The 24,890-nt window shown below is 37.6% G+C and carries 30 protein-coding genes; 10 read left to right on the top strand and 20 right to left on the bottom strand.

Annotated features, from left to right (window positions below):
- Positions 1 to 27: 27 nt before the first annotated feature.
- Both SCI76_RS09025 and SCI76_RS09030 read right to left on the bottom strand, forming a co-directional pair.
- Entirely contained in the window at positions 28 to 333 is a 306-nt protein-coding gene (locus SCI76_RS09025) for a PTS sugar transporter subunit IIB (protein ID WP_028412249.1), read from the bottom strand.
- 14 nt (positions 334 to 347) lie between these two features.
- Positions 348 to 1,202 carry a MurR/RpiR family transcriptional regulator gene (locus tag SCI76_RS09030; protein WP_028412248.1) on the bottom strand — a complete coding sequence of 285 codons (855 nt, stop codon included), beginning with the start codon at positions 1,200 to 1,202 and terminating at the stop codon, positions 348 to 350.
- A 215-nt stretch (positions 1,203 to 1,417) separates the two neighbouring features.
- Between SCI76_RS09030 and SCI76_RS09035 the strand changes: the two genes are divergently transcribed.
- The 3 genes from SCI76_RS09035 to SCI76_RS09045 all read left to right on the top strand — a co-directional run bounded on the left by SCI76_RS09035 (position 1,418) and on the right by SCI76_RS09045 (position 3,872).
- Positions 1,418 to 2,968 carry a glycoside hydrolase family 10 protein gene (locus SCI76_RS09035; protein ID WP_098113744.1) on the top strand — a complete coding sequence of 517 codons (1,551 nt, stop codon included), beginning with the start codon at positions 1,418 to 1,420 and terminating at the stop codon, positions 2,966 to 2,968.
- 89 nt (positions 2,969 to 3,057) lie between these two features.
- Complete coding sequence (locus tag SCI76_RS09040; RefSeq protein ID WP_028412246.1) at positions 3,058 to 3,549, top strand: NUDIX hydrolase; 492 nt, start codon at positions 3,058 to 3,060, stop codon at positions 3,547 to 3,549.
- A 140-nt stretch (positions 3,550 to 3,689) separates the two neighbouring features.
- A complete protein-coding gene (locus SCI76_RS09045) occupies positions 3,690 to 3,872 on the top strand; it encodes a CsbD family protein (RefSeq protein WP_014461302.1) in 183 nt (60 codons plus the stop codon).
- Between the two features lie 30 nt (positions 3,873 to 3,902).
- Here the strand turns inward: SCI76_RS09045 and SCI76_RS09050 are convergent, their stop codons facing one another.
- The 3 genes from SCI76_RS09050 to SCI76_RS09060 form a co-directional block, all read right to left on the bottom strand.
- On the bottom strand, positions 3,903 to 4,562 hold the full coding sequence (locus tag SCI76_RS09050) for a haloacid dehalogenase type II (protein WP_028412245.1): 660 nt from the start codon (positions 4,560 to 4,562) through the stop codon (positions 3,903 to 3,905).
- Positions 4,563 to 4,691: 129 nt separating this feature from the next.
- On the bottom strand, positions 4,692 to 5,165 hold the full coding sequence (locus SCI76_RS09055; RefSeq protein ID WP_028412244.1) for a hypothetical protein: 474 nt from the start codon (positions 5,163 to 5,165) through the stop codon (positions 4,692 to 4,694).
- 222 nt (positions 5,166 to 5,387) lie between these two features.
- A complete protein-coding gene (locus SCI76_RS09060; protein WP_196763269.1) occupies positions 5,388 to 5,555 on the bottom strand; it encodes a hypothetical protein in 168 nt (55 codons plus the stop codon).
- A gap of 148 nt (positions 5,556 to 5,703) precedes the next feature.
- Here SCI76_RS09060 and SCI76_RS09065 point away from each other — a divergent pair, with 148 nt between their 5' ends.
- Positions 5,704 to 6,153, top strand: coding sequence for a staygreen family protein (locus tag SCI76_RS09065; protein WP_063248240.1), 450 nt, complete (start codon positions 5,704 to 5,706; stop codon positions 6,151 to 6,153).
- Between the two features lie 26 nt (positions 6,154 to 6,179).
- Here SCI76_RS09065 and SCI76_RS09070 read toward each other — a convergent pair whose 3' ends face one another.
- The 6 genes from SCI76_RS09070 to pgsB all read right to left on the bottom strand — a co-directional run bounded on the left by SCI76_RS09070 (position 6,180) and on the right by pgsB (position 12,566).
- Entirely contained in the window at positions 6,180 to 7,742 is a 1,563-nt protein-coding gene (locus SCI76_RS09070; RefSeq protein ID WP_063248241.1) for a gamma-glutamyltransferase family protein, read from the bottom strand.
- Positions 7,743 to 7,865: 123 nt separating this feature from the next.
- Positions 7,866 to 8,069, bottom strand: coding sequence for a CapE family protein (locus tag SCI76_RS09075; RefSeq protein ID WP_407545160.1), 204 nt, complete (start codon positions 8,067 to 8,069; stop codon positions 7,866 to 7,868).
- A gap of 20 nt (positions 8,070 to 8,089) precedes the next feature.
- Positions 8,090 to 9,652: a gamma-glutamyltransferase family protein gene (locus tag SCI76_RS09080; RefSeq protein ID WP_063248242.1), complete on the bottom strand. Its 1,563-nt coding sequence runs from the start codon at positions 9,650 to 9,652 to the stop codon at positions 8,090 to 8,092.
- A gap of 29 nt (positions 9,653 to 9,681) precedes the next feature.
- Positions 9,682 to 10,878, bottom strand: a complete 1,197-nt coding sequence (locus SCI76_RS09085; RefSeq protein ID WP_028412240.1) for a CapA family protein — start codon at positions 10,876 to 10,878, stop codon at positions 9,682 to 9,684.
- Between the two features lie 40 nt (positions 10,879 to 10,918).
- Entirely contained in the window at positions 10,919 to 11,368 is a 450-nt protein-coding gene (gene pgsC / locus SCI76_RS09090; RefSeq protein ID WP_013055707.1) for a poly-gamma-glutamate biosynthesis protein PgsC, read from the bottom strand.
- Positions 11,369 to 11,384: 16 nt separating this feature from the next.
- On the bottom strand, positions 11,385 to 12,566 hold the full coding sequence (gene pgsB, locus SCI76_RS09095; RefSeq protein WP_014461310.1) for a poly-gamma-glutamate synthase PgsB: 1,182 nt from the start codon (positions 12,564 to 12,566) through the stop codon (positions 11,385 to 11,387).
- A 908-nt stretch (positions 12,567 to 13,474) separates the two neighbouring features.
- On the opposite strand from pgsB, the gene SCI76_RS09100 reads away from it, so the two are divergent.
- The 5 genes from SCI76_RS09100 (at position 13,475) to SCI76_RS09120 (ending at position 15,749) form a co-directional block, all read left to right on the top strand.
- Entirely contained in the window at positions 13,475 to 14,128 is a 654-nt protein-coding gene (locus SCI76_RS09100; protein WP_034269809.1) for a hypothetical protein, read from the top strand.
- Positions 14,129 to 14,211: 83 nt separating this feature from the next.
- Positions 14,212 to 14,802, top strand: coding sequence for a TetR/AcrR family transcriptional regulator (locus SCI76_RS09105; RefSeq protein ID WP_048020135.1), 591 nt, complete (start codon positions 14,212 to 14,214; stop codon positions 14,800 to 14,802).
- 42 nt (positions 14,803 to 14,844) lie between these two features.
- On the top strand, positions 14,845 to 15,186 hold the full coding sequence (gene sugE, locus SCI76_RS09110) for a quaternary ammonium compound efflux SMR transporter SugE (protein ID WP_028412237.1): 342 nt from the start codon (positions 14,845 to 14,847) through the stop codon (positions 15,184 to 15,186).
- 1 nt (position 15,187) lies between these two features.
- Positions 15,188 to 15,502: a multidrug efflux SMR transporter gene (locus SCI76_RS09115; protein WP_033578200.1), complete on the top strand. Its 315-nt coding sequence runs from the start codon at positions 15,188 to 15,190 to the stop codon at positions 15,500 to 15,502.
- 73 nt (positions 15,503 to 15,575) lie between these two features.
- Positions 15,576 to 15,749, top strand: coding sequence for a twin-arginine translocase TatA/TatE family subunit (locus SCI76_RS09120; RefSeq protein ID WP_013055701.1), 174 nt, complete (start codon positions 15,576 to 15,578; stop codon positions 15,747 to 15,749).
- A 28-nt stretch (positions 15,750 to 15,777) separates the two neighbouring features.
- Here SCI76_RS09120 and SCI76_RS09125 read toward each other — a convergent pair whose 3' ends face one another.
- From SCI76_RS09125 to SCI76_RS09160, 8 genes are all read right to left on the bottom strand, one after another.
- Positions 15,778 to 17,310 carry a diguanylate cyclase domain-containing protein gene (locus SCI76_RS09125; protein ID WP_230683443.1) on the bottom strand — a complete coding sequence of 511 codons (1,533 nt, stop codon included), beginning with the start codon at positions 17,308 to 17,310 and terminating at the stop codon, positions 15,778 to 15,780.
- Positions 17,311 to 17,687: 377 nt separating this feature from the next.
- Positions 17,688 to 17,915 carry a helix-turn-helix domain-containing protein gene (locus SCI76_RS09130; RefSeq protein ID WP_013055697.1) on the bottom strand — a complete coding sequence of 76 codons (228 nt, stop codon included), beginning with the start codon at positions 17,913 to 17,915 and terminating at the stop codon, positions 17,688 to 17,690.
- Between the two features lie 4 nt (positions 17,916 to 17,919).
- Positions 17,920 to 18,066, bottom strand: coding sequence for a YvrJ family protein (locus SCI76_RS09135; RefSeq protein ID WP_013055696.1), 147 nt, complete (start codon positions 18,064 to 18,066; stop codon positions 17,920 to 17,922).
- On the bottom strand, positions 18,059 to 18,670 hold the full coding sequence (locus SCI76_RS09140; RefSeq protein WP_048020133.1) for a sigma-70 family RNA polymerase sigma factor: 612 nt from the start codon (positions 18,668 to 18,670) through the stop codon (positions 18,059 to 18,061). Before SCI76_RS09140 ends, SCI76_RS09135 begins: the two co-directional genes overlap by 8 nt.
- A 474-nt stretch (positions 18,671 to 19,144) precedes the next feature.
- Positions 19,145 to 19,588 (bottom strand): TlpA disulfide reductase family protein, encoded by a 444-nt coding sequence (locus SCI76_RS09145; RefSeq protein ID WP_013055693.1) that lies wholly within the window; start codon positions 19,586 to 19,588, stop codon positions 19,145 to 19,147.
- Between the two features lie 119 nt (positions 19,589 to 19,707).
- Positions 19,708 to 20,250 carry a peroxiredoxin gene (locus SCI76_RS09150; protein WP_014461319.1) on the bottom strand — a complete coding sequence of 181 codons (543 nt, stop codon included), beginning with the start codon at positions 20,248 to 20,250 and terminating at the stop codon, positions 19,708 to 19,710.
- 573 nt (positions 20,251 to 20,823) lie between these two features.
- Positions 20,824 to 21,810, bottom strand: a complete 987-nt coding sequence (locus SCI76_RS09155; protein WP_048020132.1) for a Gfo/Idh/MocA family protein — start codon at positions 21,808 to 21,810, stop codon at positions 20,824 to 20,826.
- 173 nt (positions 21,811 to 21,983) lie between these two features.
- Entirely contained in the window at positions 21,984 to 22,616 is a 633-nt protein-coding gene (locus SCI76_RS09160; protein ID WP_063248243.1) for an NAD(P)-dependent oxidoreductase, read from the bottom strand.
- A 423-nt stretch (positions 22,617 to 23,039) separates the two neighbouring features.
- Here SCI76_RS09160 and SCI76_RS09165 point away from each other — a divergent pair, with 423 nt between their 5' ends.
- A complete protein-coding gene (locus tag SCI76_RS09165; RefSeq protein ID WP_013055689.1) occupies positions 23,040 to 23,237 on the top strand; it encodes a cold-shock protein in 198 nt (65 codons plus the stop codon).
- A gap of 47 nt (positions 23,238 to 23,284) precedes the next feature.
- Here SCI76_RS09165 and SCI76_RS09170 read toward each other — a convergent pair whose 3' ends face one another.
- Positions 23,285 to 24,610 (bottom strand): amidohydrolase family protein, encoded by a 1,326-nt coding sequence (locus SCI76_RS09170; protein ID WP_223546327.1) that lies wholly within the window; start codon positions 24,608 to 24,610, stop codon positions 23,285 to 23,287.
- Positions 24,611 to 24,890 lie beyond the last annotated feature (280 nt).

The raw sequence follows: 24,890 nt of genomic DNA on the forward strand, positions 1-24,890 counted from the left end.
TAAAAAGCAGGAAGAAACCTGCTTTCCTTAGCTAACGAGCTGTTGAACCGTTTTATAAAGCGTCGGACCTCCAAGCGGCGTATAAGCCTGCGGCGGAATGGGCCCGCATGGAACAGAAGCTTTATCCGCTTCCGCTTTCACTGCGTTAAACCGGTGACGAATCTGCGGTGCAACCATTACAACGTCCCAGCCCTTTTGAATTTCCTCTGCCACTTCATTTGTCCCAATTGCCAGCACTTCCATATCCGTTCCGTGCTTTTGTGCTTCTGTTTTTAATGCTTTCACCACAATCGCACTTGACATTCCTCCAGAACATACAAACAATACCTTCATTTTCTCATTTCCCCCTACCTCTTAATTTTTTGAATTACATTATGTGTATCGATTATGCGTTCAAACACTTGATTGCCTTTTTGAATACATAACCGTATAAACATCGCATCTACAATGGCTAGCTGAGCAATACGAGCGCTCATCGTTCCAATTCGAATATGCTGCTCTTCTACTGAAATAGTCAGCAGAATATCAGCTAATCTAGAAGCTGGCGATGATCCGTGCTGCGTTAGCAAAATAACCGCTGCCCCTTTATCTTTGGCTATTTGCATCAGCTCCACCACTTCTTTTGTTTGACCGGAAGTCGATACTACAAACAGCACGTCATCTTTTGTCATATTCGTAGCCATCACCATTTGAACGTGACTGTCTAATGAAAACAGCGCTGAAATATCGATTCGAAGCAGTTTATACTGCGCATCTAGCGCAACCACTGATGACCCTCCTGCTCCGTATAAAAACACTCGTTTCGCTCCATGAATAGCTTCCGCGGCTGCATCAATTGCAGAAGAGCTCACTAAACGACTCGTGTTCATAAGTGCGCTCATACTTTTGCTCATGACTTTTTCAAGCACAGCTTCGGTCTCGTCTTCAAAATTAACCGGAAGATTCGGCAGCTGCTCGTTATTCACCTTATGGGCATCTTTTGCTAATTCAATCTTTAATTCTTTAAAACTATTAATCCCTACACGCTGACAAAAGCGGATAATCGTAGCTTCGCTGCACTGACACTGCTTAGCTAGCTGTTTGGTCGTTAAGTTCAACGTGGTCGTAGGATTTTCTAACACGTAATCAGCTACTCTTCCTTCAGCAGGACTGTAATGATTCATTTGTGCATCGATTAAAGTAAGTACGGAAAATTGGCGCATGAATTCCTCCATCGTTAAGTAACGTATTTCTAAAATATTCTTTAAATTACCATTATTATATTTTTTCTGAAGTTTAATTTCAATATTTTTCTGATATTTTTAAAACTTTATTTTATTTTTCAGAATATTTTATTAAAACCTATTGTGAATATAACGACCGCATGCTATATTATGAAAGAAATTTTATCTCAACCAAAAAAGAAGGAGGAACGAACATGCATATAAAAAAATGGATTGGAGGCATCTTGTTTTTGCTGCTGTTTTGTTCGAGCACATTACCTGCTAAAGCAGACGTACCTACTACGTATCAAAAACGGGAGCTTCGAGCGGCTTGGATTGCAAGCGTATACAATATTGACTGGCCTTCTCAGCCTGGTCTTCCGGTTGAGCAGCAAAAAAAAGAGTTTACCTATTTGCTAGATGAAGTACAAAAGATGGGAATGAATGCTGTGGTCGTTCAAATTAAACCTACCGCTGATTCCTTTTATCCGTCGAAATATGGCCCGTGGTCAGAATATTTAACGGGTACACAAGGTAAAGATCCCGGCTACGATCCTCTAGCTTTTATGGTGGAGGAAGCACATAAGCGCAACTTAGAATTCCACGCATGGTTTAACCCTTACCGCATTACCATGAATCATACTGATTTAAACAAACTTGCCGATAATCATCCTGCCAAACAACATCCTGATTGGGTCGTCTCCTATGGAAAACAACTCTACTACAACCCAGGTATTCCCGAAGTAAAAAACTTTATTATTGAAGAAGTGCTCGAAGTCGTAAGAAACTATGATATTGATGCTGTTCATATGGATGACTATTTTTATCCTTACAAAATTGCAGGTCAAACGTTCCCTGATCAAAAAACGTATCAAACCTACGGTGCTCAAACGTTTTCGAATATTGAAGACTGGCGCCGAGACAATGTTAATCAGCTTGTTCGAGATTTAAATACGGCTATTAAAAGAACAAAATCATACGTGAAGTTTGGCATCAGTCCGTTCGGCGTGTGGAGAAACATCGCTAATGATCCAACTGGCTCTGAGACGACTGCTGGACAAACAAACTACGATGATTTGTATGCTGATACGCGTACGTGGATTCAAAATGGATATATTGATTACATCACTCCGCAAATTTATTGGAATATTGGATTTGAACCCGCTGCTTACGATACGCTGCTCAACTGGTGGAGAGATGAAGTTCGCGGAAAGCCAGTTCACCTTTATATTGGACAAGCTGCTTATAAAATTAATAACAACGCGGTGGAAGCATGGTCTGATCCCGATGAGTATCCAAGGCAAATTGCTCTTAATCATCAATTTCCGGAAGTACATGGGAGCATGCATTTTAGCCTGAAAGATTTGAACCGAAACCCACTAGGAATAAAAGATAAGCTGCAAAACGATATTTATAAACATCCTGCTCTTATTCCGGCAATGCCTTGGCTTGATGGTACGGCTCCAAAAGCACCAAAATTAAAAAACGCGGGCCCTCATACAAAAGAAGCGGCGTTTGAAATTCGAGATCATCAGCAGAATGATTCCGCCTATTATGCCATTTATCGCTTCCAAGGCAATAAACGAGGTGACATCAACAACGCAGAAAACTTACTGACAACCGTTCGAAAAACAGGAGAAACACAATTATTTGTAGATCAAAGCGCACTCAAAAATCAAACATACACATATGTTGTAACCTCTGTTGACCGTTTGCATAACGAAAGTGCTGTTTCCCGTACGCTTACTGTAAAAGCACCTCATTAAAAAAGGTTCTATAACAAAATGTATGGTAGGATAAAGAAATCAAATGATGCTTTATCAAGCCATTCTGTTATAGAAAGTAGTGAAAAAAGATGGAACCAAACTATGATCGCGCCTTTGGCGTATATGGAATTTGTATGCGAGATGACAAGCTGCTTGTTATTCGAAAAAATAGAGGGCCGTATATTCATCGCTTTGATTTGCCAGGCGGACAGCTAGAACACGGTGAAACATTAACAGATGCGATGAAAAGAGAATTTAGTGAAGAAACTGGCTTTGAAATTACTATTATTTCTCAAGCAGGTACAACGGATTTTCAGTATCCCTGTAAGTGGAAAGAATTTACTCATGTACATCACATTGCTGTTTTTTATTACGTAGACATTGCCGGCGGTGAGCTTCTTTCCAACCCCGTCCAGTTTGAAGGACAAGATTCTTTGGAAGCATTGTGGATCGCACCGCAAGATCTTAACATCGATAATGCTTCTCCTCTTGTTCTAAAAGCAGTGGAATCTTTAAGCTTATTATCATGGCCTTATGAATCTCAGATTTATGATGAGTGGGAACTTAAAACCTCCGAATGATGATAGTGACTAAACAGTACTTCTAAATATCGCAGGCTTAGCTTCTGTTTAGGCCAAAATCAGAAAATATGTTTAATTTCTTTCTAACGGTGGAATAGACAAGTAACACTACTTAATCACTAATAGAAAGGAAGATTAAAATGAGTAAAGGTTTAGGAGATAAAGTTAAAGGAAATGTATCAAAAGCTAAAGGTGAAGTAAAAGATCAAGTCGGAAATGCAACGAATAACCGCGACCTTCAGCGTGAAGGAAAAGCTGAGAAAGCAAAAGGAAATGCTCAAAAAGCAGTAGGCGAAACAAAAGATACATTTAGCAATAAATAAAAAAGGACGAGCTTAATGCTCGTTCTTTTTTTATTTAATAAGCTGATTTAAGCTTTTAATGATTACGTTTGGCTGCAACTCTTTATGCTCAGCTACATTTCCTTTTCGGTTAACCCAAGCCGTTGCGAACCCGTAGTTTTTAGCACCGGCAATATCCCATGTATTCGATGACAGAAACAATACTTCTTCTCTTTTTGCATTCATTTTATTTTTTGCATAATGATAGCTTGCCATTGTAGGCTTGTACTGTTTGATTTCGTCTATGGAAATAACGTCTTCAAATAAATGATTCATATTGTGATAAGAAACAAGCGGATCAATCATATGCTTAGGACCATTCGTAAAAATAGCCAGACGATATCCTTTTTCTTTTAAATAGGCGAGCACCTCTTTGACCTCATCGTAGACATTCAGCTTCATGTAAGCACTCATCAGCATTTTTTCTTCATGTTCCGTTAAATCAATATCATTTGCTTCTGCTGCATATTTCAGGGATTGATTTGTTAATGTATAAAAGTCAACGTATCGTCCCATCAGCTGATATTGCATTGCATATTCAATTTGCTTCAAACGCCATAAATGGCTAATACTTTCTCCTCGTTCCGGATACAGCTTATCACACGTTTCAATAACGGTATGTACATCAAACAGTGTTCCATATGCATCAAATAAAATCGTTTTAAATTTCATCTGTGTTCGCCTCCTTCTTTCATTTTACCCACTCGTAAAAAAACATAACGTTTTTTCTGTTAAAAAAGAGGCATATTACCAGCTGAAGTATGCTCATTTCTTATGAAGATAAAAAAACAGCAGGCTCTCCTACTGTTTATAATCCCACACGACTTTCCATTCTCCTTTTTCACGAACAGCATACACTTTCTGCACCAAATCAAAGTTTCCATATTTCCCTTTATACGTTTGGATAACGGTCATTTCGTAAACAACAGGAAACGCTTTACGATCATTTTCCATCTTCCAGCTCTTTCTTTTTTCAACATCTTCAATGGAATACGTAAAAGTGTCTACTCCGAAATGATTGAGAAATACGTGTGCTCGATCTTGTATGTATGCACCTTTTGTCCACTTCTTTTTCATGGACGAATGAAAAAGGTTCCATGATTCCGAAAAGTTCCCTTCCTGTTCTAGCGTATAAAATTCTTTTACAGCAGATTTGGCTTGATGACTCGGAGAAAAGAATGTAAATTGAAACATCCAAATTCCCAGCGCAATCAAAGCAAGAAACACAGCTACTCCTAAACTTCGCTTCAAAAGCAGTGTTTTTTTTCGATACAAGTAAAAAGCCCCTTTATCAAAAATGCAGTATACAACAGCTTATTCGATATCAGGGCTTTTTAGTATTGCCGAACTAAACTTATCGGACATATCCTCAAAAAAGAGATTGAGACATAACTACACACATGAAATCTACGTTCACCTTAACCATAAAAGATCCGAACAATTCACCGTTCAGATCTTCCTTCAACTAAACTACTTTTGTCCCAGCCTCTTTCTGCGCTATACAATGTGAAAAGCCATTTGCATGGCTGCTAAAAAGCCCACGAACACAAGGCCCGTCACGAGACCCTCTTTCCAATCTGGCCGGTCTCCTCGAACAAATTTAGCAATATCATACGATAGCATGGCTGCTAAAAAAAACGTTAAAACAATATACAGCGGCTCCATCTTCTATCACCCACTATTTCTTTTCTTCAGTGTAACAACTTTTTCATAAGTATGCATGTAAAAAAAGCAGCTTAAAATTCTTGACGAATGTGTGAAATTTCTCTTTTTTATGCATAAACTACTTAAAAGCGTGAAAGGAAGATGCCCTTTGTCTACTTTTAATCCTCAGCAATTTAGCGTCACATACCGGCAAGGAAGCACGCCCACCTTTCCTTTTATTGGGCGTCGCTATACGCTCACCCATTCTGAACAAACAGACGATTTATTTCTTTGGATCGACGAAAAGTTTGCTGTTGATCAATTAAATGAGCAGCGAAATGAGCTTTTTGCCGAATGGCTCCACAAAGACGGTGTTGATACGCTGTATGTATACGTATTTATTGGAAATGAACACACGGAAAAGTCTGTTCAAGCCATACGGTATGCTATTTTCAAACAAGAAATGCCTTACTTACTAAAAGCATTGCGCTACGGTGATGCCACGTTTTTCAATGCTCACCCTGCTTTAGATCGTTCCCCCATTTACGTACATTTTCATTCCAGTGACAAAGAATTTCATTCCATTCGATATTTTCAAACGCCTTCTCACTATGCCTAAGCATATGAGAAGGGATCTTTACTTCGTTAATCTCCTGTTTTCCAAACTCCATTTCTTCTAGGGTCTCCCGCCCCTTCCATTTGTTTATCTTGAAAATTAATGGTTAACGCTTGGATACCTCCATAAAAGACGTCGCTTTCCTTTGTTTCTATCCGAAACGCAGAAGGGATATTTTTTGTATCTAAATCAGGCTCTATATAAATAGTCGAATCATCAAAAATAAATCGCGGTTCATTTACAGCTTCTTGAAGCGGTTCATTTCCTTCAAGATTTTTAGAAAGTACCTGAGTTAAAATTTGAGGAATCCGCGTTCCGCCAGGAGAACCTATTCCCATCGCCCACTCGCCTTTTTCTCTTATAATAGTTGGAGCTGTAAAGGTTCTTGCTCTTTTTCCTGGCTCACGATTATTCGGTTCTTTGCTTCCAAACGTATCAGCATTGTTATTAAGAAAAAAACCGTCAACTTGTTCGCCTGTACCAAAGAAGTTACTTAACGTATTGGTTGTTGATACGACGGTCCCTTCTGAATCAATAACTACAAAATGTGTTGTACTTTCGTGTTCTTCATCCCCTTCACCTGAAGAACGTGTCGGGTGATTGACCAAGTTTGTTATATAATCATCACTAACTAACTCACTTGAGTTTTGATTATGAAAGTCAGGATCGCCAATTTGTTTTAACCGGTCGGAGTAAGCTGCTTTTTTAATTCTGTTCATCGTTTCGTAATAGTCTTTGTCAGGCATTGTTTCAAGATTTTCTTTCTCTGCCATTTTTAACATTTGAATCAGTGTAATCCCGGAAAAAGGCGGAGGCGCTGAAATCACTTCCGTTCCATTGTAAGCAGAAACGACAGGCTTGGTTTCTGTCACTTGATAGGAAGATAGGTCTTTTTTAGAAATAGGCGTTGCATCAGCAAGATCTTGTGCCAAATCTCCTTTATAAAATGCAGATGCACCTTCTCGCTGAATCTTAATTAACGTTTTAGCCAACACTGGCTGGGACAGCGTTTCTCCTTCTTCGATTGCTTCTCCCTTCGGATAAAAAGCAGATAGATCATCCACATCCATCCTTCCTCTAGAATAATACAATCGCGAAGATAAAAGAGAGTCTACTTCAAACCCTTTTTCAGCGTATTCAACGGCCGGCTGAATTAAATCACTCATTGATTTTGTGCCATACTTCTGCTGAATATATTCCATGCCAGCCACAAATCCCGGCACGCCGTTTTTACCTCTCATAGAAGTTGGAGCGGTTTCCCGGTAATCGATAAAGGTAGCAGGCTGATCTTTTTTGGCAATCAGCATACCTCCACCTCCGCCAATTCCAGATCCAAAAGGTTCGACTACATTGAGGGCATACGAAATTGCAATGGCCGCATCTACTGCATTCCCGCCTTCTTTTAATACGTCCATCCCTACATTTGCTGCCAGAGAATTCGATGAACTCACACCATAAGAATGATCATTATTTTTTTTAAGCAGCTTTTTAGGACTAAGATCTGTATTCGATTGAGTCATAAAAAAAGCGGCTATAACCCCGATTAACAACAAAACAGCAACAATATTAAATAACAGTAATTTTTTATTCACACATTCCCCTCCATTTTTACTCATATGTATATTTTGTGAAGCGCTTTCATTTTTATCCATACATTAAATTGCACACAAAAAAGACATCGCCCCGGACGATGCCTTTTTATTACTATATATGTTTTATTTCCCAGAAACTGCCGCAGCATCATTTACTGCATCTGTAGCAGCAGATTTTGTTTGTTCAATCATTTTTACGTTATTTTCGATTTTTTGCTGTTCATCTGTTGAAAGAGTAGCCGGATGTTTTAAAGCTCCAAGTCCTGCTACTACTCCTGCTACAATAGCAATTGGTCCTACAATCCCTACGATACGTTTTGCGATCATTTTCTATTCCTCCAATTAAATTAGTCTGTACTTTTTTCCCATAAACCGTGGCGGCGCGGATCAGCGTCACCTTGAATTTTATTTTTCTTTAAGTCTTTCACAAGAGCTTGAACGCCTCCGTAAAACATCGCGTTATCATTGTTTTTTAAGTCATAGCCGTACGTTTTTAAACCATCTTTAATTGACTGTTTAAGCTTAGCTTCTGAATAAAACTTATGAGAATCAAAAATCACACGCTTGTTTTCTACTGCCTTTTTAATGGAATCTTTGTCCTCAAAATAATCCCCAATTACTTGCGTTAACACTTGCGGAATACGATTTCCTCCCGGTGTGCCAATCGACATTACCCATTCATCACCTTCACGAATAATGGTAGGGGCTGTAAATGTTCTTGGACGCTTACCAGGTTCACGCTTGTTAATTCCTTGTCCAAACGTATTGAGCGTATTATTCAAAAAGAATCCATCTACATATTCACCGCTGCCGAAGAAATTACTCAGCGTATTCGTTGTCGATACAACGGTTCCGTCACCGTCCATCACAACAAAATGAGTGGTACTTTCATGTTCTTCGACGTCGCTTACTTTGGTGTGATCTGTTTCAGTATTATTTAATTTATTACGAAGTAAATGCACGTAGTGATCGTCGATCCAATCATTTGGCGTTTCTTTTATAAAAGCCGGATCGGCAATTTTCTTCAAGCGGTCTTGATAAGCTACTTTTGAAATTTGACCAAGAAAATGATAATAAAGACTAGGATGCGATTCCTTCAGCTTCCAAATATCTTCTTGATCCGTCATTTTTAACATTTGAATGAGCGTAGCACCAGCAAAAGGAGGAGGTGCTGAAATAATTTGATGACCTTTATAATTAGTTGATAGAGGTTTGCGCTCAACAGGCACATACTTTCGCAAGTCTTTGTGACTTACTTTCGTTTCTTCTGTAATATCGTCTGCAATTTTCCCTCTATAAAAAGCATTTGGCCCTTCTTCCTTAATCTTTTGCAGCGTGTTCGCTAATTCATGCTGTTTGACAATTTCACCTGTGTTAATGGCGTCTTTATCTGGGTAAAAGCTAGGAATTTCATCTTCATTCACATTACCTTTGTATGAAACCAGCCTATCGTGCAAATCTTTGTCCACTTTGTACCCCTTCTCGGCATAGTTAATGGCCGGGTCGATTAGTTTGCTCATCGACAGAGATCCGTAGTGGTGCTGAATATAATCCATACCAGCGACGAACCCTGGTACGCCAATCTCATCTTCTTTATCATTCTTAGGTGCAATTTCTCGGTAGTCAATAAATGTTGGAGAGGCATCTGCTGGATCAATCAGCATTCCGCCGCCTCCCCCAAGTCCTGATCCGTACGGTTCCACAACACCAAGCGTGTAGGAAATGGCAATAGCTGCATCAACTGCTGTACCGCCTTGTTTAAGAATTTCCATACCTACTTTTGTGGCGCGAGGATCTGAAGTACTTACTGCATATTCTTGTTTTGGAAACATAAATTGATAAACACATACACCTACTATGAGTGAAAAGATGACAATGGAAACAATAATCGTATTACGTTTATTTATCATCTTTTACCTCCTCTGTGTATGACGGGCTATTAGTTAGCTTGTGCTTCTTTCTTTTTGCGCTCCTCTGCATGTTTTATAATGCGAGAATGATCTAAGTTTAATTCAAACTTGTTTCGTTCTTTTTCTAACAGTTCAGGGTTTGAAGAAAACTTGTTTAAATCGTTATAAATACGCTTCATGCGCCAAGGGTTATCTGTTGGAGTTGGTGTACCTGCTTTAATAACCATTGGAATAACATCAATTTTAGCTTGGCCCTGCTTGTTTAAATGATACTGAACCATCGCTGTATTTTTCGTACTTGACCACCCTTGGTCAAAGATAAAGTTTCCTAGGCTATAGAAAATAACCGAACCTTTATATACGTCATATGACTGTAGAACGTGCGGATGGTGACCGATGATAATGTCCGCACCAGCGTCTACCATCGCTTTTGCTAGTCCTTCTTGACGAGGACTTGGCTGTGCATCGTATTCTTCACCCCAGTGGGCATTTACTACAACTAAATCAGCATTTGCTTTCGCTTGCTGGATCGTGCTGAAAATAAGATCCGGATCTGCTTTTAAAATACCTGGGTTGTTTTTTCCAGCGGACATTCCGTCTGAATGTACATCCGTAAACCCTACGGTTGCAATGCGGATGCCGTCAGCATCTTTATATGAAATATGCTTTGCTTCTTCAGAGTTACGGCCAGCACCAACAAAATCTAATTTGTTTGCTTCAAAAGTAGAGATCGTATCTTCTAACCCTTTTGCACTGTAGTCCATTGAATGGTTGTTCGCTAAGTTTAATACGTCGAAACCTGCATTTTTAACGGTCGCTAGATCAGCAGGCTTACTATATAAATGAATACCTTTTTCCATTGCTTTATATGAATCTACGTCGTTTGTTAAAATCGGCGTTTCGTAGTTCCCGCTTACGTAATCCGAATTTTTAAAGAACGGCTCCACGTTGCGGAATACAAAATCTTCTCCGTAGCGTTCAGTTACTTCTCTTACATGGCGACCCATCATAATGTCTCCGACCATAGTCATCGTTAAATCATTATTGGCCTCTGGATTAGCCGTCTCAGGGTTTTCAAGAGCGTCCGAACGCTCCATCCATCCTGAAAGAGCTAAAATTACGATTAAAATTGGCGTTAAGATAAGAGCTTGCTTGCCCGTTGTAGGCTTTGTTTTCTTTATAAACATCAATACTTTTTCTTGAAAGTTTAATTTTTTCTCTTTCAACGCTTTCACCTTCCTTTACCAGCTGCGGTTTGTTTGTGTATTAAAATAAATAATAAACTTGCATAATTCCAAATGTTACACCACTTAATAAAACCGTTGTTCCAACTGTTAAAGGAAGACCTTGCTTTTGCATTGTATTTGCAATTAAGCCCGGTACAATGATACCAATTCCGCGTAATTCAAACACTTCAAACGGCAAGATCGGGAAGAAATAATCAAATGCAACTTTAATCACAATACCCGTAATTAACATCGCTGTAAATTTGCGACGTCCATATAAAATAACAACTTTTGAGATTCCGTACACGACGATAACATACGTTAAAATACTAATTAAGAAAATCATTAAAATGGTAATTGGCTGATCAAATACAAGAGCTAAATACCCCGGTACGATAAGACCGGCTGGCAATACGCCCGTTTTTTCTGTAAAAATTAAGCTTAGTGTAACCCCTAACACAAGGGCAATATATAAATCTGATCCGAACATGAAATGGCCTCCTAGATTAAACTGCTTTTCTCATCTTTTTCATTTCAATAATAGCTTCAACAAGCGGCTCGGCTGAACCGTGGATATTTCCGACACCGTATACGATACGATCTTTTAAATAAGGCTTCATGCGCTCTAAAATTTCTTCTGTAGAAGCGCCTTCCATATCCCAGAATTCTTTTGTTGGCAATTCGCCTCTTTGGTGTGCAGCAGCGATTGGTGAGGTCGTCTGACCAATTGCAATCATTACATCCGCTTCAATGTATGGCATTACATCTTCAGCAAATTGCTCCGTGCGATCTACACGGTCCGGACGGCAGTTCATAATGACAATAGGAAGCTTTTCACTATAATTCATTGAATCTACACGTTCCCAAATACGAAGCGTGGAAGAAGCGTCGTTGGCAGCAAATCCATTCACTAAAAATGCTGGATTTTTTTCATCGCCAAACGTTGTAATTCTCATAGCTCCTGGGTCAGGCTGGGCATTTAACATTCCTCTCATCGCTGTTTCAGCATCGATGCCAAGTGCTTCTGCTACTGCTAAACCGATGGAAGCATTATCAGGGAAAACCATATAGTCAAATTCACGTAAATACGCTTCAGATACTTTATCATTGTCAGCTACAATAACCTTTGTGTTGCGCTCTGCGGCTATTTTTTTATAGTATTCCAAATATGGACCTTCAATTGTAACAAGGTGGCCATCATAAGGAATAGTAGCAGTGAACGCTTGAGCAACTTCATCTAGAGTTGGACCCATTACGTCCATGTGATCTTCTAGTACGTTTACAATAACGCCTACCTTGGCTTGAATCAGCTGATTTTGGAATGTGATTTGATAATCAGGCTGTACCGCCATACATTCACAAATAAGAGCTTCTGCGCCAATATCGGCAACTTCATTTACCACTCGTCGCTGTTCTCCAATGTTCGGACCTTCTTTACGACGAATAATTGGTTCTTCTTCACTTGTATGCCAGTAGATCATACGCGCTTGTGTTCCTGTCGTTTTCCCTACTGTTTTGTAACCTGCTTCTTTTACAATACCTGTAATCAATCGTGTAACGGTGGATTTTCCGCGAATACCATTAACATTCACTCGTACAGGAATTGAATGCAGCTTGCGTAAATGTCTGCGATACTCCCAAACGCCATACCCTACTAAAAATAGGCAGCATAGGATAATTAAGATCATGTTTCATTCTTCTCCTTCCAAACTTCTCCTGTTGGATACGTTATGAATGCTTTTGATTCATAATGATAGATATACGATTTCATAGTTTCACTCCCTTTATATATGTATGGGAGCTAATCAATTAACAGCGCTAGCATGCTGCTAAAACACCTGCTTTGAAAAATGGACTCGAGTACCAATTTCAACAGCTCTAAAACTATCATCTGCGCTCATTAGTGGTCAATAGCTCAAATGTTATATATTCTTACAATTCCGATTGTCTATTTACAGAATTAAAAACTCATCGTTTTATTTAAAATTTACAGAATAGGTCTAAAGTTTATTTACCTAGAAAAATCCCATCGATACCTTTTTTTACCATAACAACAGGAATATTTTATACATCACTCTTACAATTAACACACGGAAATATTACGTAATTAAAAATTTCTTAACTTTAGAAAACGTTTTGTAATATAAAGGTGGAATAAAAAATAGTTTATCCCATTAATTCCTTTTTATGGATATACCAATTGAATTTGTCTAACAACCGTACTTGTGAGGATGATAGATAGATATAAAAGTAAAAAAAATACATTTATTTATCATTTTCTGCTTACATTTAACTTACTTAAATAGAAAGGACATTAAATATTTTTTTCTAATTTTATAAGCATTTAGACTCCATATGTACCTAGTGCTTTTGTTGTTATTTTATAGATTTCCTTTATTTAATAATCAATTCAGTAAATCTAAATCTCTTGACTATGGCCTCTTTTCCTATTTTTATTTCAATATTTTCTGAATCTTTCTACCGATAAAGGCATCTTTTGTCCGTTAAGATTGCCTAGAAAAATGCATGATTTCTCACTTTTTTGGCATATGATGTTATCATAAAAAGAAGAAGTATCATCAAAAGGAGGAAAACAATGGTTGATACAATCCTTTATTTTCTATTTTCTTTTTGCTACATTGTCCTGTTTTTCTTTAGCATATATGTAGTACGAAAAAACACTTCGCCGTTTTACATGCTATTTCTTCCTTTAGTAATAGCTGGACTAATTTACGATAATGTAATGATTGGGATTGGTTCATTTATCGGTGAAGGCGATACTTTACGTTCACTCAGCATGCTTCGCTTTTGGTTTCACGCTTTATTTACCCCTACTTTGGTGCTCTTTGCGTATGGCGTAGCGAAATATTCGACGATCACATGGGCTAAAAAACCTGTTGCCGGCATTGTTTTTTTGCTGACTACGTTTGCCTTAATTAGCTATGAAATAATCGAGACGATTAGTCAGCGTATGGAAGTTGTACGTGAATATGGCATTGTTCGCTATACATTAGTGGGATCATCCGGTCCCCCTCTTATGGTTCTTATTGTGGCGATTATTTTGCTTTTTGTTGGAATTTCCTTATTTCGCAAGACCAGGTGGAGCAGCATGATGATTGGAGTAGCCGTGATGATTGTAGGAAGTGCCGTGTCAATTCCTATACCAAGCACAGCCGTAACAAATACGTTTGAGCTTATTTTTATCTTTTCTTTATTTTTAACTCAGCGTCATTTAGTAAAAATACATTAAAAAGAAGCGATTCCCTTGCTTCTTTTTTTTATATTTGATATCTTTTTCCTAACGACCGTTAGTTAGATTGAGGAGGAGCTTTTTTGAGTGAATTATCAACTGTAGAAAAAATTAGAGCTGCCGCAATGGAGCTCTTTGGAGAAAAAGGCTATACAGAAACATCGCTTGCTGATATCTCATCAAAAGTAGGCATAAAAAAACCTTCCCTGTACGCTCATTTTAAGAACAAAGACGACTTATTTTTACTAACCGTGCATGATTTAATGAATTTATTTTTAACAAAGTTATCTGTTATATACGAACAGCATAAAACAAAGTCTGCTAAAGAACAGCTTCACTGCTTTGTTGTAGATTTCTGCACGATGATTGAAAAAGATTCTTTTGGCCAGATGTACCGTCGTCTTATTTTGTTTCCACCTGAGCATTTGCAGTCGGAAGTAAAAGCTATTTTCTTAAGAAGCGAACGATTGTCTGATCAAATTCTGCATGCTATTTTTACACAGGGAATGGCTGAAGGCGAAATAATTGAACGTCCGATTGATTTGTATATCAATAGCTTTTATTGTTTAACCGACGGACTGTTCATTCAGCGCTTTTACTATGAACCAGAGTATTATAATCAAAAAATCCACGATGCTTGGACAATATTTTGGGAAGGCATACGCGCTAAATAGGCCCTGTAAAAAGGGCTTATTATTATGTAAGGAGGAATTAAAATGGCTTGGATTTACCTTATTATCGCTGGTTTGCTCGAGATTGTATGGGCAATCGGCTTAAAATATTCACACGGATTTACTGAATTAACTCCAACAATCATTACGATCGTCACAATTGTCATCAGCTTTTATTTCTTTTCAAATGCCTTAAAAAAAATTGCTGTGGGAACAGCTTATGCAGTGTTTACTGGTATAGGAGCTGCTGGTACAGCGATACTTGGTATGACCGTTTTAGACGAAGGCGTAAATATTGGAAAGATTTTATTTTTAGGATTAATGATTTTTGGAATTATCGGTTTAAAGTTAATTTCTACTGAAGAAACAGAAAGAGAGGAATCTTAACATGGCCTGGATTGCATTAATAGCTGCCGGTTTCTGCGAAGTGGGATTTGTGATTTTCTTAAAACTTTCGGATGGATTTAAGCGATTGCTTCCTTCAATTGGATTTATCCTTTTTGGTGCAGGAAGTTTTTATCTTCTCTCCTTAGCGTTAAAGGAAATACCTCTTGGAACAGCTTACGGTATATGGACGGGAGTAGGCGCTGCCGGAAGTGTACTTCTCGGCATGCTTTTCTTTCGCGAAGCAAAAGATATGCGTCGAATTCTATTTATTTTTTGTATTGTAGCAGGTGTAATTGGCCTTAAAATCACTGGATAAGGGTGTACTACTTCCCTTCTTTTCGTGCTATACTAAACTTGTAAACACTTTCAAAAAATAGGAGACGATGACAATGAACCTTGGGTTTGGAGAAATTGCCTTAATTGTATTTGTCGCTCTATTGCTTTTTGGCCCTAAAAAACTGCCGGAATTAGGAAAAGCTGCTGGAAAAACGTTAAAAGAGTTTAAAAACGCTACAAAAGGAATTATGGAAGAAGACGAAAAAGAAAAAGCCCCTCCTAAATAAGAGGCTTATATCTCTTTTAAAAGCTGACTCAAACGTTTGAGTCAGCTTCTTTGTGGTGAGAATATACTGAAATTCGATTTCGACCCGTACGCTTTGCTTCATATAAAGCCTGATCTGCTTGATGAACAATTGAAATGGGTCGTATGTTTTCGGATGGAACGACTGTCATTATTCCAACGCTGATTGTGACACACTTAAACACTTCAGAAGCTTGATGGACAATTCCACGGTCCTCCACTTGCTGTCTAATAGCTTCTGCCATTCTGATCGCTTCATATTGATTAGCTCGAGGAAGCAATATACCAAACTCTTCTCCTCCGTATCTTGCGACAAAAACCGATTCGTCAAAGACAACGCTTTTAGCGATCTTCGCTACTTCTTTTAAGCATTCGTCTCCTTGAATATGGCCATAGGTATCGTTATACGCTTTAAAATAATCAATATCAAATAGAAGAAAAGAAAGCGCTTCTTTTTCTTTCCGCGCGTATTCCCACTCGATTTCCAGCTGTTTATCAAGAGATCGGCGGTTGTTCAGACCCGTTAAGCCATCTTTCATGGACAGCATTTCAAGCTTTTTATTAGCTTTGCGAAGATCACACTCAGCCTTCTTTTTCTCCGTAATATCTCGATATTCCCAATAGTGGCCAATATACACATGACCTTCATAGATTGGAATGTAGTCACGCGCATAAATTTTACCGTTAATAAACGTAATTTCTTCATCTACTATTGACTCTTTTGAATAGACGGTGCTTTCTACCGTTTTTAAAAATCTAGCGGGATCTTTCAACATAGGAGCATGAGATAAAAACAGCTGATTACTTTCCAGTCCAACGTATTGATTAGGAGGCCCGGGTATATCAAACATGTCACAAAAAGTCTGATTAATAACGGCTACCTCGCGCTTTGGCGTTTCAATCATGGTACCTGTCTTTGCATTTTGAACCATAATCGAAAACATTTTAGACAGTTTTTTATGCTGACTTGTCGTTACGCGAGATACATATATATATCTACCTGCTAGATACACTAAACACCCGCCTATAAAGGAAGCAGGGAGTAAATAGACGATAGTCGCAGCGGCGTGCTTCATATCTTTAAAAAGAAAGGACAAGGAGAAAAATATGCAAAGCAAGCTAATAGAATTCATTAATTGAAAACGAATAAATGGACGATAAGGTAAGCGAACCGTCCACCCAGACAGTAAAGCCATTACGATAATTGTAGCAGCGCCTATTATTCCGCTTTCCGTAATTCCAAATAAAAGCAAACGCATTACTCCTATAATACAAGCTGCAATGATAGCCGGTATCATTCCTGCATAAAGACAAACAATTGTCACCGCTAAAAAGCGAAGGTCAAGAATAATAGTAGAATCTATTTTAATTGTATATATCATTAAAATGCTGCCTAATAGTCCATAAGAACATCCGTAATAAATTAAGCGATACATTTTATACCGTTTTATTCCTTCTACTCTATAAATGATTTGCTCTCGAACTATACTCGCAGCAAACAAGAAAGAAATAATTAACGTGATATTAAAGAGAAGTTGACTCACTCTATTCTTCACCTCTTTCCAAAAGCTAAAACAAAAACAATAGGCTTCTTAGCTTACATATTGTTTACAGCTGCTTTTTTATAACTAGTACTGTTTGATTTATCGAACAGTACTATCATTTTTTTCCTTCATTAAATAAAACTGTTCTATACTCTATTTGTTGCCGACCATTCTCACTATATAAAGAGTGTTTATCTTCCTTTTCTACAAGAAATTCTACTTGTTAGTATACTACTAAACTCTATGTGTACACATCACCTTTTACCTTTTTTAAAATATTTATCCATTTTCTATTTTTTGTATTTTTCACTGAAAGGTACGTAGTCGAAATGCAGCAAAAATAAAAAAAAGAGCGTCGATACAACGAGCGCTCTTTTTTATTTATGGCGTAAAAATTCCCAAAGCCCTGGCGTTTTGGAAAAATCAAACGTCTTAACAGCGGAAAGAATTTTAATCTTTAAATCTTGCTTTACGTCTTCTCTCTCATGCAGTGAAAAGCTTTGGACAGCTTTATTTAGTTTTGGTTCCAGCTTTTTTAATAAACGCCTTGACGCCTCTTCATCTCCGGCTTTCACTTTATTTACAAGCTCATATAGAGTTTCCATTTCTTCACTTCTTTCTTAAGTCAGTTGTTAATTCTTCCACTTTTTCTTCGAGTCGCTTTATATTGTTTTCTACACGCAGTAATAAATAAAAAGAAAGGACAGCGGGAAATCCTACGTTTCCAACAAGTTGAAGCCATTGAGGATCAAACATATCTATCACTCACCTTCATAATTTTTTTCAACTTGCTTAGCGCACGTTGGTAATGGTTAGAAACCGCTTGCTGAGAAATAGAAAAATAAGCAGCGATTTCTTTATGAGTCCAGCGTTCGACAATAATCAAGTGCAGCATACACTGCTGCTTGGCCGTTAATTGGCGAAATGCATGATGAAGAATACGATTTTCAAGTTGATTTCCTAAAAATTCATGCTCCCATACAGCTCCGTCCTGTACTCCTAGCATATCTTCAACTGTTCGATTTCCATCTAGCGCAGCCGGCTGCTGCAGGCGAAGAGGAATATATGAACGCTCTTTTTCTTTTACACGCATAACATCTCTGGAATAATGTCTGCAAAGCTTGTTAATATAATGAAGCAATCTAACTTCACTATAAAACTGATGAAATTCTTTGTTTAGAAGTCTTTGTTCTTTTGTATCATTTTTAACAACCGCTTTTTGTAATCGCTCATAGCGTTCTGGTGTCAAAAATGTATTCATTATATGAGTCTGAAGAGTTGCGCTGTGGTTTGTAAGAAATGTATGAAAGGTACATTCTTTGTCGTGCCGCTTTTCTTGCTGCGAATAGAGCTGAGTCATTGTGCAAATCTCCTCCTTTTTTTCTTATACTTATTAAAAAGGGAGAAAAGAGTAAAATAACAACACCAAAAAACGAACGTTTGTTCTTATATAAATTTAACTATATTAGGTTTTTTATGTCAATATGATGAAATGCTCATTAATAATCAAAACGACTCAGTAAAAATAAAAAAAAGAGATTGAGACATAACGAAATGGATCCAATCTAAAGACGAACAAATAGAATACATGAGCTGGACTGCTTATTACACCGCAGTTGATTTCCGTGCAAGACTTCGCTTTCCGCGGGCGGCCGCTGAGCCTCCTCGTCGCTTGCCCTCCAATCAACTGCTAGAAGGAACGAAACAGATGAAATCTACGTTCTGCATAACAAAAAAACGAAACACTAATCAAACATGTTGATCAGTGTTTCGTTTTTCACTTCGGCTAAAATATTTTTATCCCGGCCCTTTTTATTTCTTCTTCATGTATAGATTATTCTTCTCCTAAAACGCGGTTGATACGTTTGCGAAGCATTGGCATTCCATTTCCACCCGCTTGGAAATGACGAAGCTGACCTTCTTTATCAAATACATAATATGCTGGTACATATTTATTTTCAAAAGCGTCTGTTAACTTATGCTCACTGTCTACATAAATTGGCTGAGTAATATCGTGTCCCATTGCCATTGCCTCAATAACACCCATATCTAAGTCATCTTCCGAACGAGGCATATGAACCGCTACAACATTCAATTGATCATCATACTCATCACGAAGATCATTAACTTCAGGCATTGCTTCTTTACATAAATGGCAGCTTACTGACCAAAAGTGGATAAGCGTTGCTTTATCACCTACTAAATCTTCTTTTGTCACTTCGTCGTTAATCCAAGATGTTGCTCCAGTTAATTCAGGCATTTGTTCACGTAATTTCATGTTAAAATCCTCCTCTACATTAATTAAACTGAATATTCTGTATTTTACAGTTAGAAAACTATCTTTTCTATTTTAATGGCAGCAGTAGAGGAAGTTCTCCTCTACTCTACCGTTATTTATTAAAGTGTTTTTTGACCTGGTTTCCAGTTAGCTGGGCAAAGTCCGCCAGTTTGAAGTGCTTGAAGTACACGTAATGTTTCTTCTACGCTGCGGCCGATGTTGTTATGGTTTACAACTGCATATTGTAATTCACCTTCTGGATTAATAATGAATAATCCGCGAAGCGCTACGCCTTCTTCTTCAATTAATACGCCGTAATCACGTGCTACTGCATGAGTTGGATCTGCAGCTAATGGATAATTTAAATCTCCAAGCCCATTATCTTTACGATCTGTGTTAATCCAAGCTAAGTGAGTATGAATTGTATCTGTAGAAACACCTACCACTTCAGCATCTAGATCCTCAAACTCTTCGTAGTGATCTGATAGGGCTGTAATTTCTGTTGGACATACGAATGTAAAGTCCATTGGATAGAAGAACAATACTGTCCATTTACCGTTTTTCATATTTTCTTCTAAACTTACTTTTCCAAATTCCTTATTTGCAAGTACAGCTTCCATTTCGAAGCGTGGTGCTTGTTTTCCTACCATACGTTCTGCCATGTCAAAACCTCTCCTTGTACAATGTATTTAACAAGCCTATGCTTGTATGTATTATTTTTAATGCAATCAGCACTATTTACTATTTGATAACGATTATTAGTATCATTATAAACTAGTAATAACTATTGATTACATTCTTTATTATACACGAGCTATTATTATAGTCAATACTTTTTTATAATCATTTTAATCTAGGATTGATTATCGAATATTTCTCACTCTTTTTATTCTTTCCCTTGATCAATCCTATGTATGCAGGGATGAATGAACATAGAAGATACTAAAAAACTTCCCTTGCTTCAACATATTTGCTTTTACAGTGTGCTGCAACAAGATTTCGAATCTCAATTATGTTCTTTATAAATACAATAAAAGAGAATGAGACATAACGATCTAAATCCAATTTAGAGACGAACAAATGGTATAAATCATCTAATAAGGGTCACTACTTGTTACTTAAAACCTGCTTTTACCCTACCCATTAAAAAATCCGAACGAGTTTAATTCTCCATCAAGAATCAAACTCGTTCGGATCTTCCTTCAACTAAACTACTTTTGTCCAGCCTCTTTTATTTATTTCTTATCATTCGGATATACAAGACCGATTTGCTCTCGCACTTTATCCATCACGTGCATTGTTAGATATGAATTTTCATAAGAATTTGTGTCCGATTCCATCTTTCCTTGCTTTAACAGCTCTACGAATTCATTTATTTCATAGTACATAGCAGGATAAGGCTGATCGACCGTTAACTCTTCTACCCGTCCGTCATTGTATCGAATTTCTACCTTTTCAGCGGTATGTATTTTGTCAATAATCATACTGCCTTTTTCTCCTTGAATTTCACTTGGTAAATGCGAATTTGTAATTTTAGAATACATGATGACCGCGTCACGATCTTCGTACTCTAAAGCAACTGATCCTTCTCCATCTACTCCAGATTCTAGCATAAACGCCGTTGCCTTTATTTTATGAGGCCCTCCAAACAACGTAATCAGAGGATACAGACAATATACACCTAAATCCATCAGTGAACCGTTGGCAAGCTCTGGCTTAAAGGCATTAAGCACGATACCTTCTTTGTATTTATCGTAACGAGAAGAATACTGACAGTAAGATGCCACGTATTTTCGAATTGGACCAATTTTATGTAAGTTCTCTTGAATCACGTTGAAGTTAGGAAGAAGGGTTGATTTCATCGCTTCCATTAGTAACACATTGTGATTCTTGGCTGCTTGAATCATGCGAGTTACTTCTGCTGCATTGGCTGCGAGCGGTTTTTCACACAGTACATGCTTGTTATTTTTCAAAAATAAGATAGCTTGTTCCGCATGATAAGCATTTGGAGTAGCAATATACACGGCATCAATTTCAGCACTTGCTGCCATTTCCTCCAAATCAGTAAATATATGAGGAATATCATATTTACCTGCAAATGCTTCTGCTTTTTCAATGGTTCGAGAATAAACAGCTGCAAGCTGAAAATCGTCTACATACTGAGCTGATTCTAACAGTCGATCTGTTATCCAGTTTGTTCCTATTACACCAAAACGAATCATCTTTTCATCTCCTTTTTATCATCTATGTTGTATTGTATCGTTTTTAAAAAGAAAAACGAAGAAATAATAAAAAATCTAAACCATTTTCCGTTGCTTTATATCTATTTTGTTCTATATAAAAAAACAGCTCACAACAAATGTAAGCTGTTTTTTTATATGACTCAAACGTAAGCTTATGCTTTCTCACCCACTACAGCAAAACGTTCGTTTACATAGTTTTTATTCTCTAACTCATCTATTAAAGCAATCGCATAATCAGCATAGCTAATATAGCTTTCATTTTGACTATTTGTGATCACGTGATCTTTTCCTAATTGATAGGCTCCAGTGCGAGCACCTTCTGGGTCAAAAAAAGCGGCTGGGCTTAAATAAGTCCAATCTATAGTTGATTTTTCTAGTTCTTTTAAACCTTTGCCCATATTTGAAGCCGTTGGATAATAAGCTGCTGTAAAACCTTCTGTGCTCATTAAAGGCATTGTTTTTTCTTCATCTACAAATAAACTTCCTGCACCGCCCACTACTGCGAGTCGCGTTTGAACACCTTGAAATGCTTTAATAAGTGATTGTATAGACTCAACGTGCATCTGTTCGCTTCCGGGAGGTGCATTAAATGCGTCTACCACAGCATCGAACTGTTCAATGTCTTTTGAAGTAATGACAAAAATATCTTTTTCAATTACGTTTGTTTGATTTTTTAGTTTAGAAGCATTTCGAACAATGGCTGTTACTTCATGTCCTCTCTGTTTTGCTTCTTCCATAATTAATTGACCTGCTTTTCCTGTTGCTCCAATAACGCCAATTTTCATTTTTATTCTCTCCTTTTATTTTTGTTGTAACCACAATAGTTACACATTACACAAAAAAATTTGAGCTTTTATAACACTGCTATTTCTTTTCAGCTCGTTGTAACCATTATAGTTACACGTTATTCAATTTGTCAACCTCACTATTCATTTTTTTACGAGATAAAAGATTTTAGGGATCGCTAAAAAATCCACAAAACAATAGCTTATTTACTATTTCAAAATATTCCCATATTTTCAACTTATTTTTATCTCAGAGTACTTTTTTATGAAAAAAGGTTTCTTTTTTATAAAAAAGTGTTATACTAGGTATATTATTTCTTGTTCGGTGTTAACAAATAGAAAGACTTTCTTTAAAGTGATTCTTATTGAAATTGAGCAGAGATAGTAATATATTCGTGGATTTTCCACACAGGAGGTACTACAATGGTACAAGGTAAAGTAAAATGGTTTAATGCAGAAAAAGGTTTTGGATTCATCGAAGTAGAAGGACAAGACGACGTATTCGTACACTTCTCAGCTATCCAAGGCGAAGGTTTCAAATCACTTGAAGAAGGTCAAGAAGTTACATTTGAAATCGAAGATGGAGCTCGTGGACCACAAGCTGCTAACGTTCAAAAGTAATTGATTAAGAAGCTGTCACTTTAGTGACAGCTTCTTTTTATGTCTATTTAACCAATTAAAATTTGATTTTCCTGCCAAAGATTAGTCAAGTTCGTATCCGCGAGCCGCTGATGCGTCTCTTTTACGCTAAGCCAGCGATGCTTGTTGAAAACAAAGCGAGTTTCAGGAAGTTCAGTCCATATTTCCTGTACAGACTGGACATTTAACAGAACAAAGTTTGCTTCGTTTCCTTCTTCCACTCCATACTTTTCTTTTCCAATCAGCCGGGCTGGTATACTTGTAATCATTCGGAGCAACTGCCGCTGATCATCTGGACTTCCCATATGTGCAGCATAGGCAGTTAGTAACCCTACTTGCAGCAAGTCTGCTTTTCCAAACGGATGAAAGGGGTCGTTCACGTTATCAGATGCAGTAGCAATCGGAATCGCTGCTTTTTGTATGTCGCGAATACGCGTTACGCCTCGTCTTACAATTCCTTTATCTTCCCTTCCCTGTAAATATAAATTAGAAGCAGGTAATGTGACAACTCCAATTTTCGCCTGTTTCAAAAGGTTTAAGATTTCTTTCACTTTTGCATCAGTCATTCCTGCAAGCGAACAAAGATGCCCCACTACCACTTTTCCTTCCATATTCAATTCAATTGTTCTATGAGCAATATTAATTATCGTATCAACAGATGGATCATCGCTTTCATCCACATGTAAGTCAAGAGGTTTATTATAGGCTTGAGCCAGCGAAAACAGAGCATCAATCTCTTTTTCTGGATTTCCAGCTAAATGAGGACAGCCTCCAATCGCATCAATTTCAAGGTCGAATGCTCGTTCAATTTTAGTCATCTTATGCATATCATCAATGTCTAAGTTAGAGAATAGCGGAACAACCTGCACATCCATATACGGGCTTAATTCATCTCTCACTTCGACAGCCGCTTGTAAACTTCGAAATAAGCTATCTTCTTCCATGCTGCAGTCAAAATCAATATGCGTTCGAATCGTAGTCGTACCGTTAGCTAATGCCTGCAAAGCAGTTTTTAACATTCGCTGCTTAATTTCTTCTTCTGGAAATGCCGGCAGGCTGCTGCTGTAATTTTTAATGGCTTCTTGAAGAGTTCCAGATAGATTGGGTACCTGAGGAAGCGAATGAGCTTTGTCTAAATGCATATGCATATCTACAAATCCTGGTAATAGTACACGCCCCTGTGCATCAAGTGACGTTTCTTTTCCTAACACGGCCGCGTGTAGCGGAAAAAACTCGTCACCTTCAAGATAACCGTTTTGTAAAACGATAGAAGTATACATTCCATTTGAAATTTTCACTTCAAAAAGAGCGTGATCGTGCATAATTGGCAAGCGAACATTAATTAAGTGAAGCAATATAATTCCCTCCTCAATTTTTCAACTTCTTCATTTTTCATAGACCGCTTTATCTTATTTATCATTTATTGTTTAAAGCATTAATTCGCCAAATTTCGCGAATCACCTTCTCTCTAAAGGCCTTTATTTACAGAGAAAAAAGCAAGAACAAAAAAAAGGAGCAGCGTCCCCACGCTGCTCATCAAAGAAAAAATGCTAGAAAATAGATAGAATGTACTTCCCATGGTTAAATGAGGGCTTACAGATAAAGCTTCAGTGAGTGATTTCATGCTTTGCATCG

The organism is Priestia sp. HNGD-A6, from assembly GCF_045784335.1.
In the GTDB taxonomy this organism is placed as follows: domain Bacteria; phylum Bacillota; class Bacilli; order Bacillales; family Bacillaceae_H; genus Priestia; species Priestia zanthoxyli.

Excerpts from the sequence above, each read along its gene's own strand:
- SCI76_RS09135 (WP_013055696.1), bottom strand. The coding sequence starts at position 18,066 with ATGTTTGATCCTCAATGGCTTCAACTTGTTGGAAACGTAGGATTTCCC.
- SCI76_RS09115 (WP_033578200.1), top strand. The coding sequence starts at position 15,188 with ATGGCCTGGATTGCATTAATAGCTGCCGGTTTCTGCGAAGTGGGATTT.
- SCI76_RS09040 (WP_028412246.1), top strand. The coding sequence starts at position 3,058 with ATGGAACCAAACTATGATCGCGCCTTTGGCGTATATGGAATTTGTATG.
- SCI76_RS09075 (WP_407545160.1), bottom strand. The coding sequence starts at position 8,069 with ATGATCGCAAAACGTATCGTAGGGATTGTAGGACCAATTGCTATTGTA.
- SCI76_RS09130 (WP_013055697.1), bottom strand. The coding sequence starts at position 17,915 with ATGGAAACTCTATATGAGCTTGTAAATAAAGTGAAAGCCGGAGATGAA.
- SCI76_RS09150 (WP_014461319.1), bottom strand. The coding sequence starts at position 20,250 with ATGGCAGAACGTATGGTAGGAAAACAAGCACCACGCTTCGAAATGGAA.
- SCI76_RS09165 (WP_013055689.1), top strand. The coding sequence starts at position 23,040 with ATGGTACAAGGTAAAGTAAAATGGTTTAATGCAGAAAAAGGTTTTGGA.
- SCI76_RS09030 (WP_028412248.1), bottom strand. The coding sequence starts at position 1,202 with ATGCGCCAATTTTCCGTACTTACTTTAATCGATGCACAAATGAATCAT.
- pgsB (WP_014461310.1), bottom strand. The coding sequence starts at position 12,566 with ATGATCTTAATTATCCTATGCTGCCTATTTTTAGTAGGGTATGGCGTT.
- SCI76_RS09120 (WP_013055701.1), top strand. The coding sequence starts at position 15,576 with ATGAACCTTGGGTTTGGAGAAATTGCCTTAATTGTATTTGTCGCTCTA.
- SCI76_RS09100 (WP_034269809.1), top strand. The coding sequence starts at position 13,475 with ATGGTTGATACAATCCTTTATTTTCTATTTTCTTTTTGCTACATTGTC.
- SCI76_RS09035 (WP_098113744.1), top strand. The coding sequence starts at position 1,418 with ATGCATATAAAAAAATGGATTGGAGGCATCTTGTTTTTGCTGCTGTTT.
- SCI76_RS09080 (WP_063248242.1), bottom strand. The coding sequence starts at position 9,652 with ATGATAAATAAACGTAATACGATTATTGTTTCCATTGTCATCTTTTCA.
- sugE (WP_028412237.1), top strand. The coding sequence starts at position 14,845 with ATGGCTTGGATTTACCTTATTATCGCTGGTTTGCTCGAGATTGTATGG.
- SCI76_RS09025 (WP_028412249.1), bottom strand. The coding sequence starts at position 333 with ATGAAGGTATTGTTTGTATGTTCTGGAGGAATGTCAAGTGCGATTGTG.
- pgsC (WP_013055707.1), bottom strand. The coding sequence starts at position 11,368 with ATGTTCGGATCAGATTTATATATTGCCCTTGTGTTAGGGGTTACACTA.
- SCI76_RS09155 (WP_048020132.1), bottom strand. The coding sequence starts at position 21,810 with ATGATTCGTTTTGGTGTAATAGGAACAAACTGGATAACAGATCGACTG.
- SCI76_RS09045 (WP_014461302.1), top strand. The coding sequence starts at position 3,690 with ATGAGTAAAGGTTTAGGAGATAAAGTTAAAGGAAATGTATCAAAAGCT.
- SCI76_RS09140 (WP_048020133.1), bottom strand. The coding sequence starts at position 18,670 with ATGACTCAGCTCTATTCGCAGCAAGAAAAGCGGCACGACAAAGAATGT.
- SCI76_RS09060 (WP_196763269.1), bottom strand. The coding sequence starts at position 5,555 with ATGGAGCCGCTGTATATTGTTTTAACGTTTTTTTTAGCAGCCATGCTA.
- SCI76_RS09145 (WP_013055693.1), bottom strand. The coding sequence starts at position 19,588 with ATGAAATTACGTGAACAAATGCCTGAATTAACTGGAGCAACATCTTGG.
- SCI76_RS09160 (WP_063248243.1), bottom strand. The coding sequence starts at position 22,616 with ATGAAAATTGGCGTTATTGGAGCAACAGGAAAAGCAGGTCAATTAATT.
- SCI76_RS09050 (WP_028412245.1), bottom strand. The coding sequence starts at position 4,562 with ATGAAATTTAAAACGATTTTATTTGATGCATATGGAACACTGTTTGAT.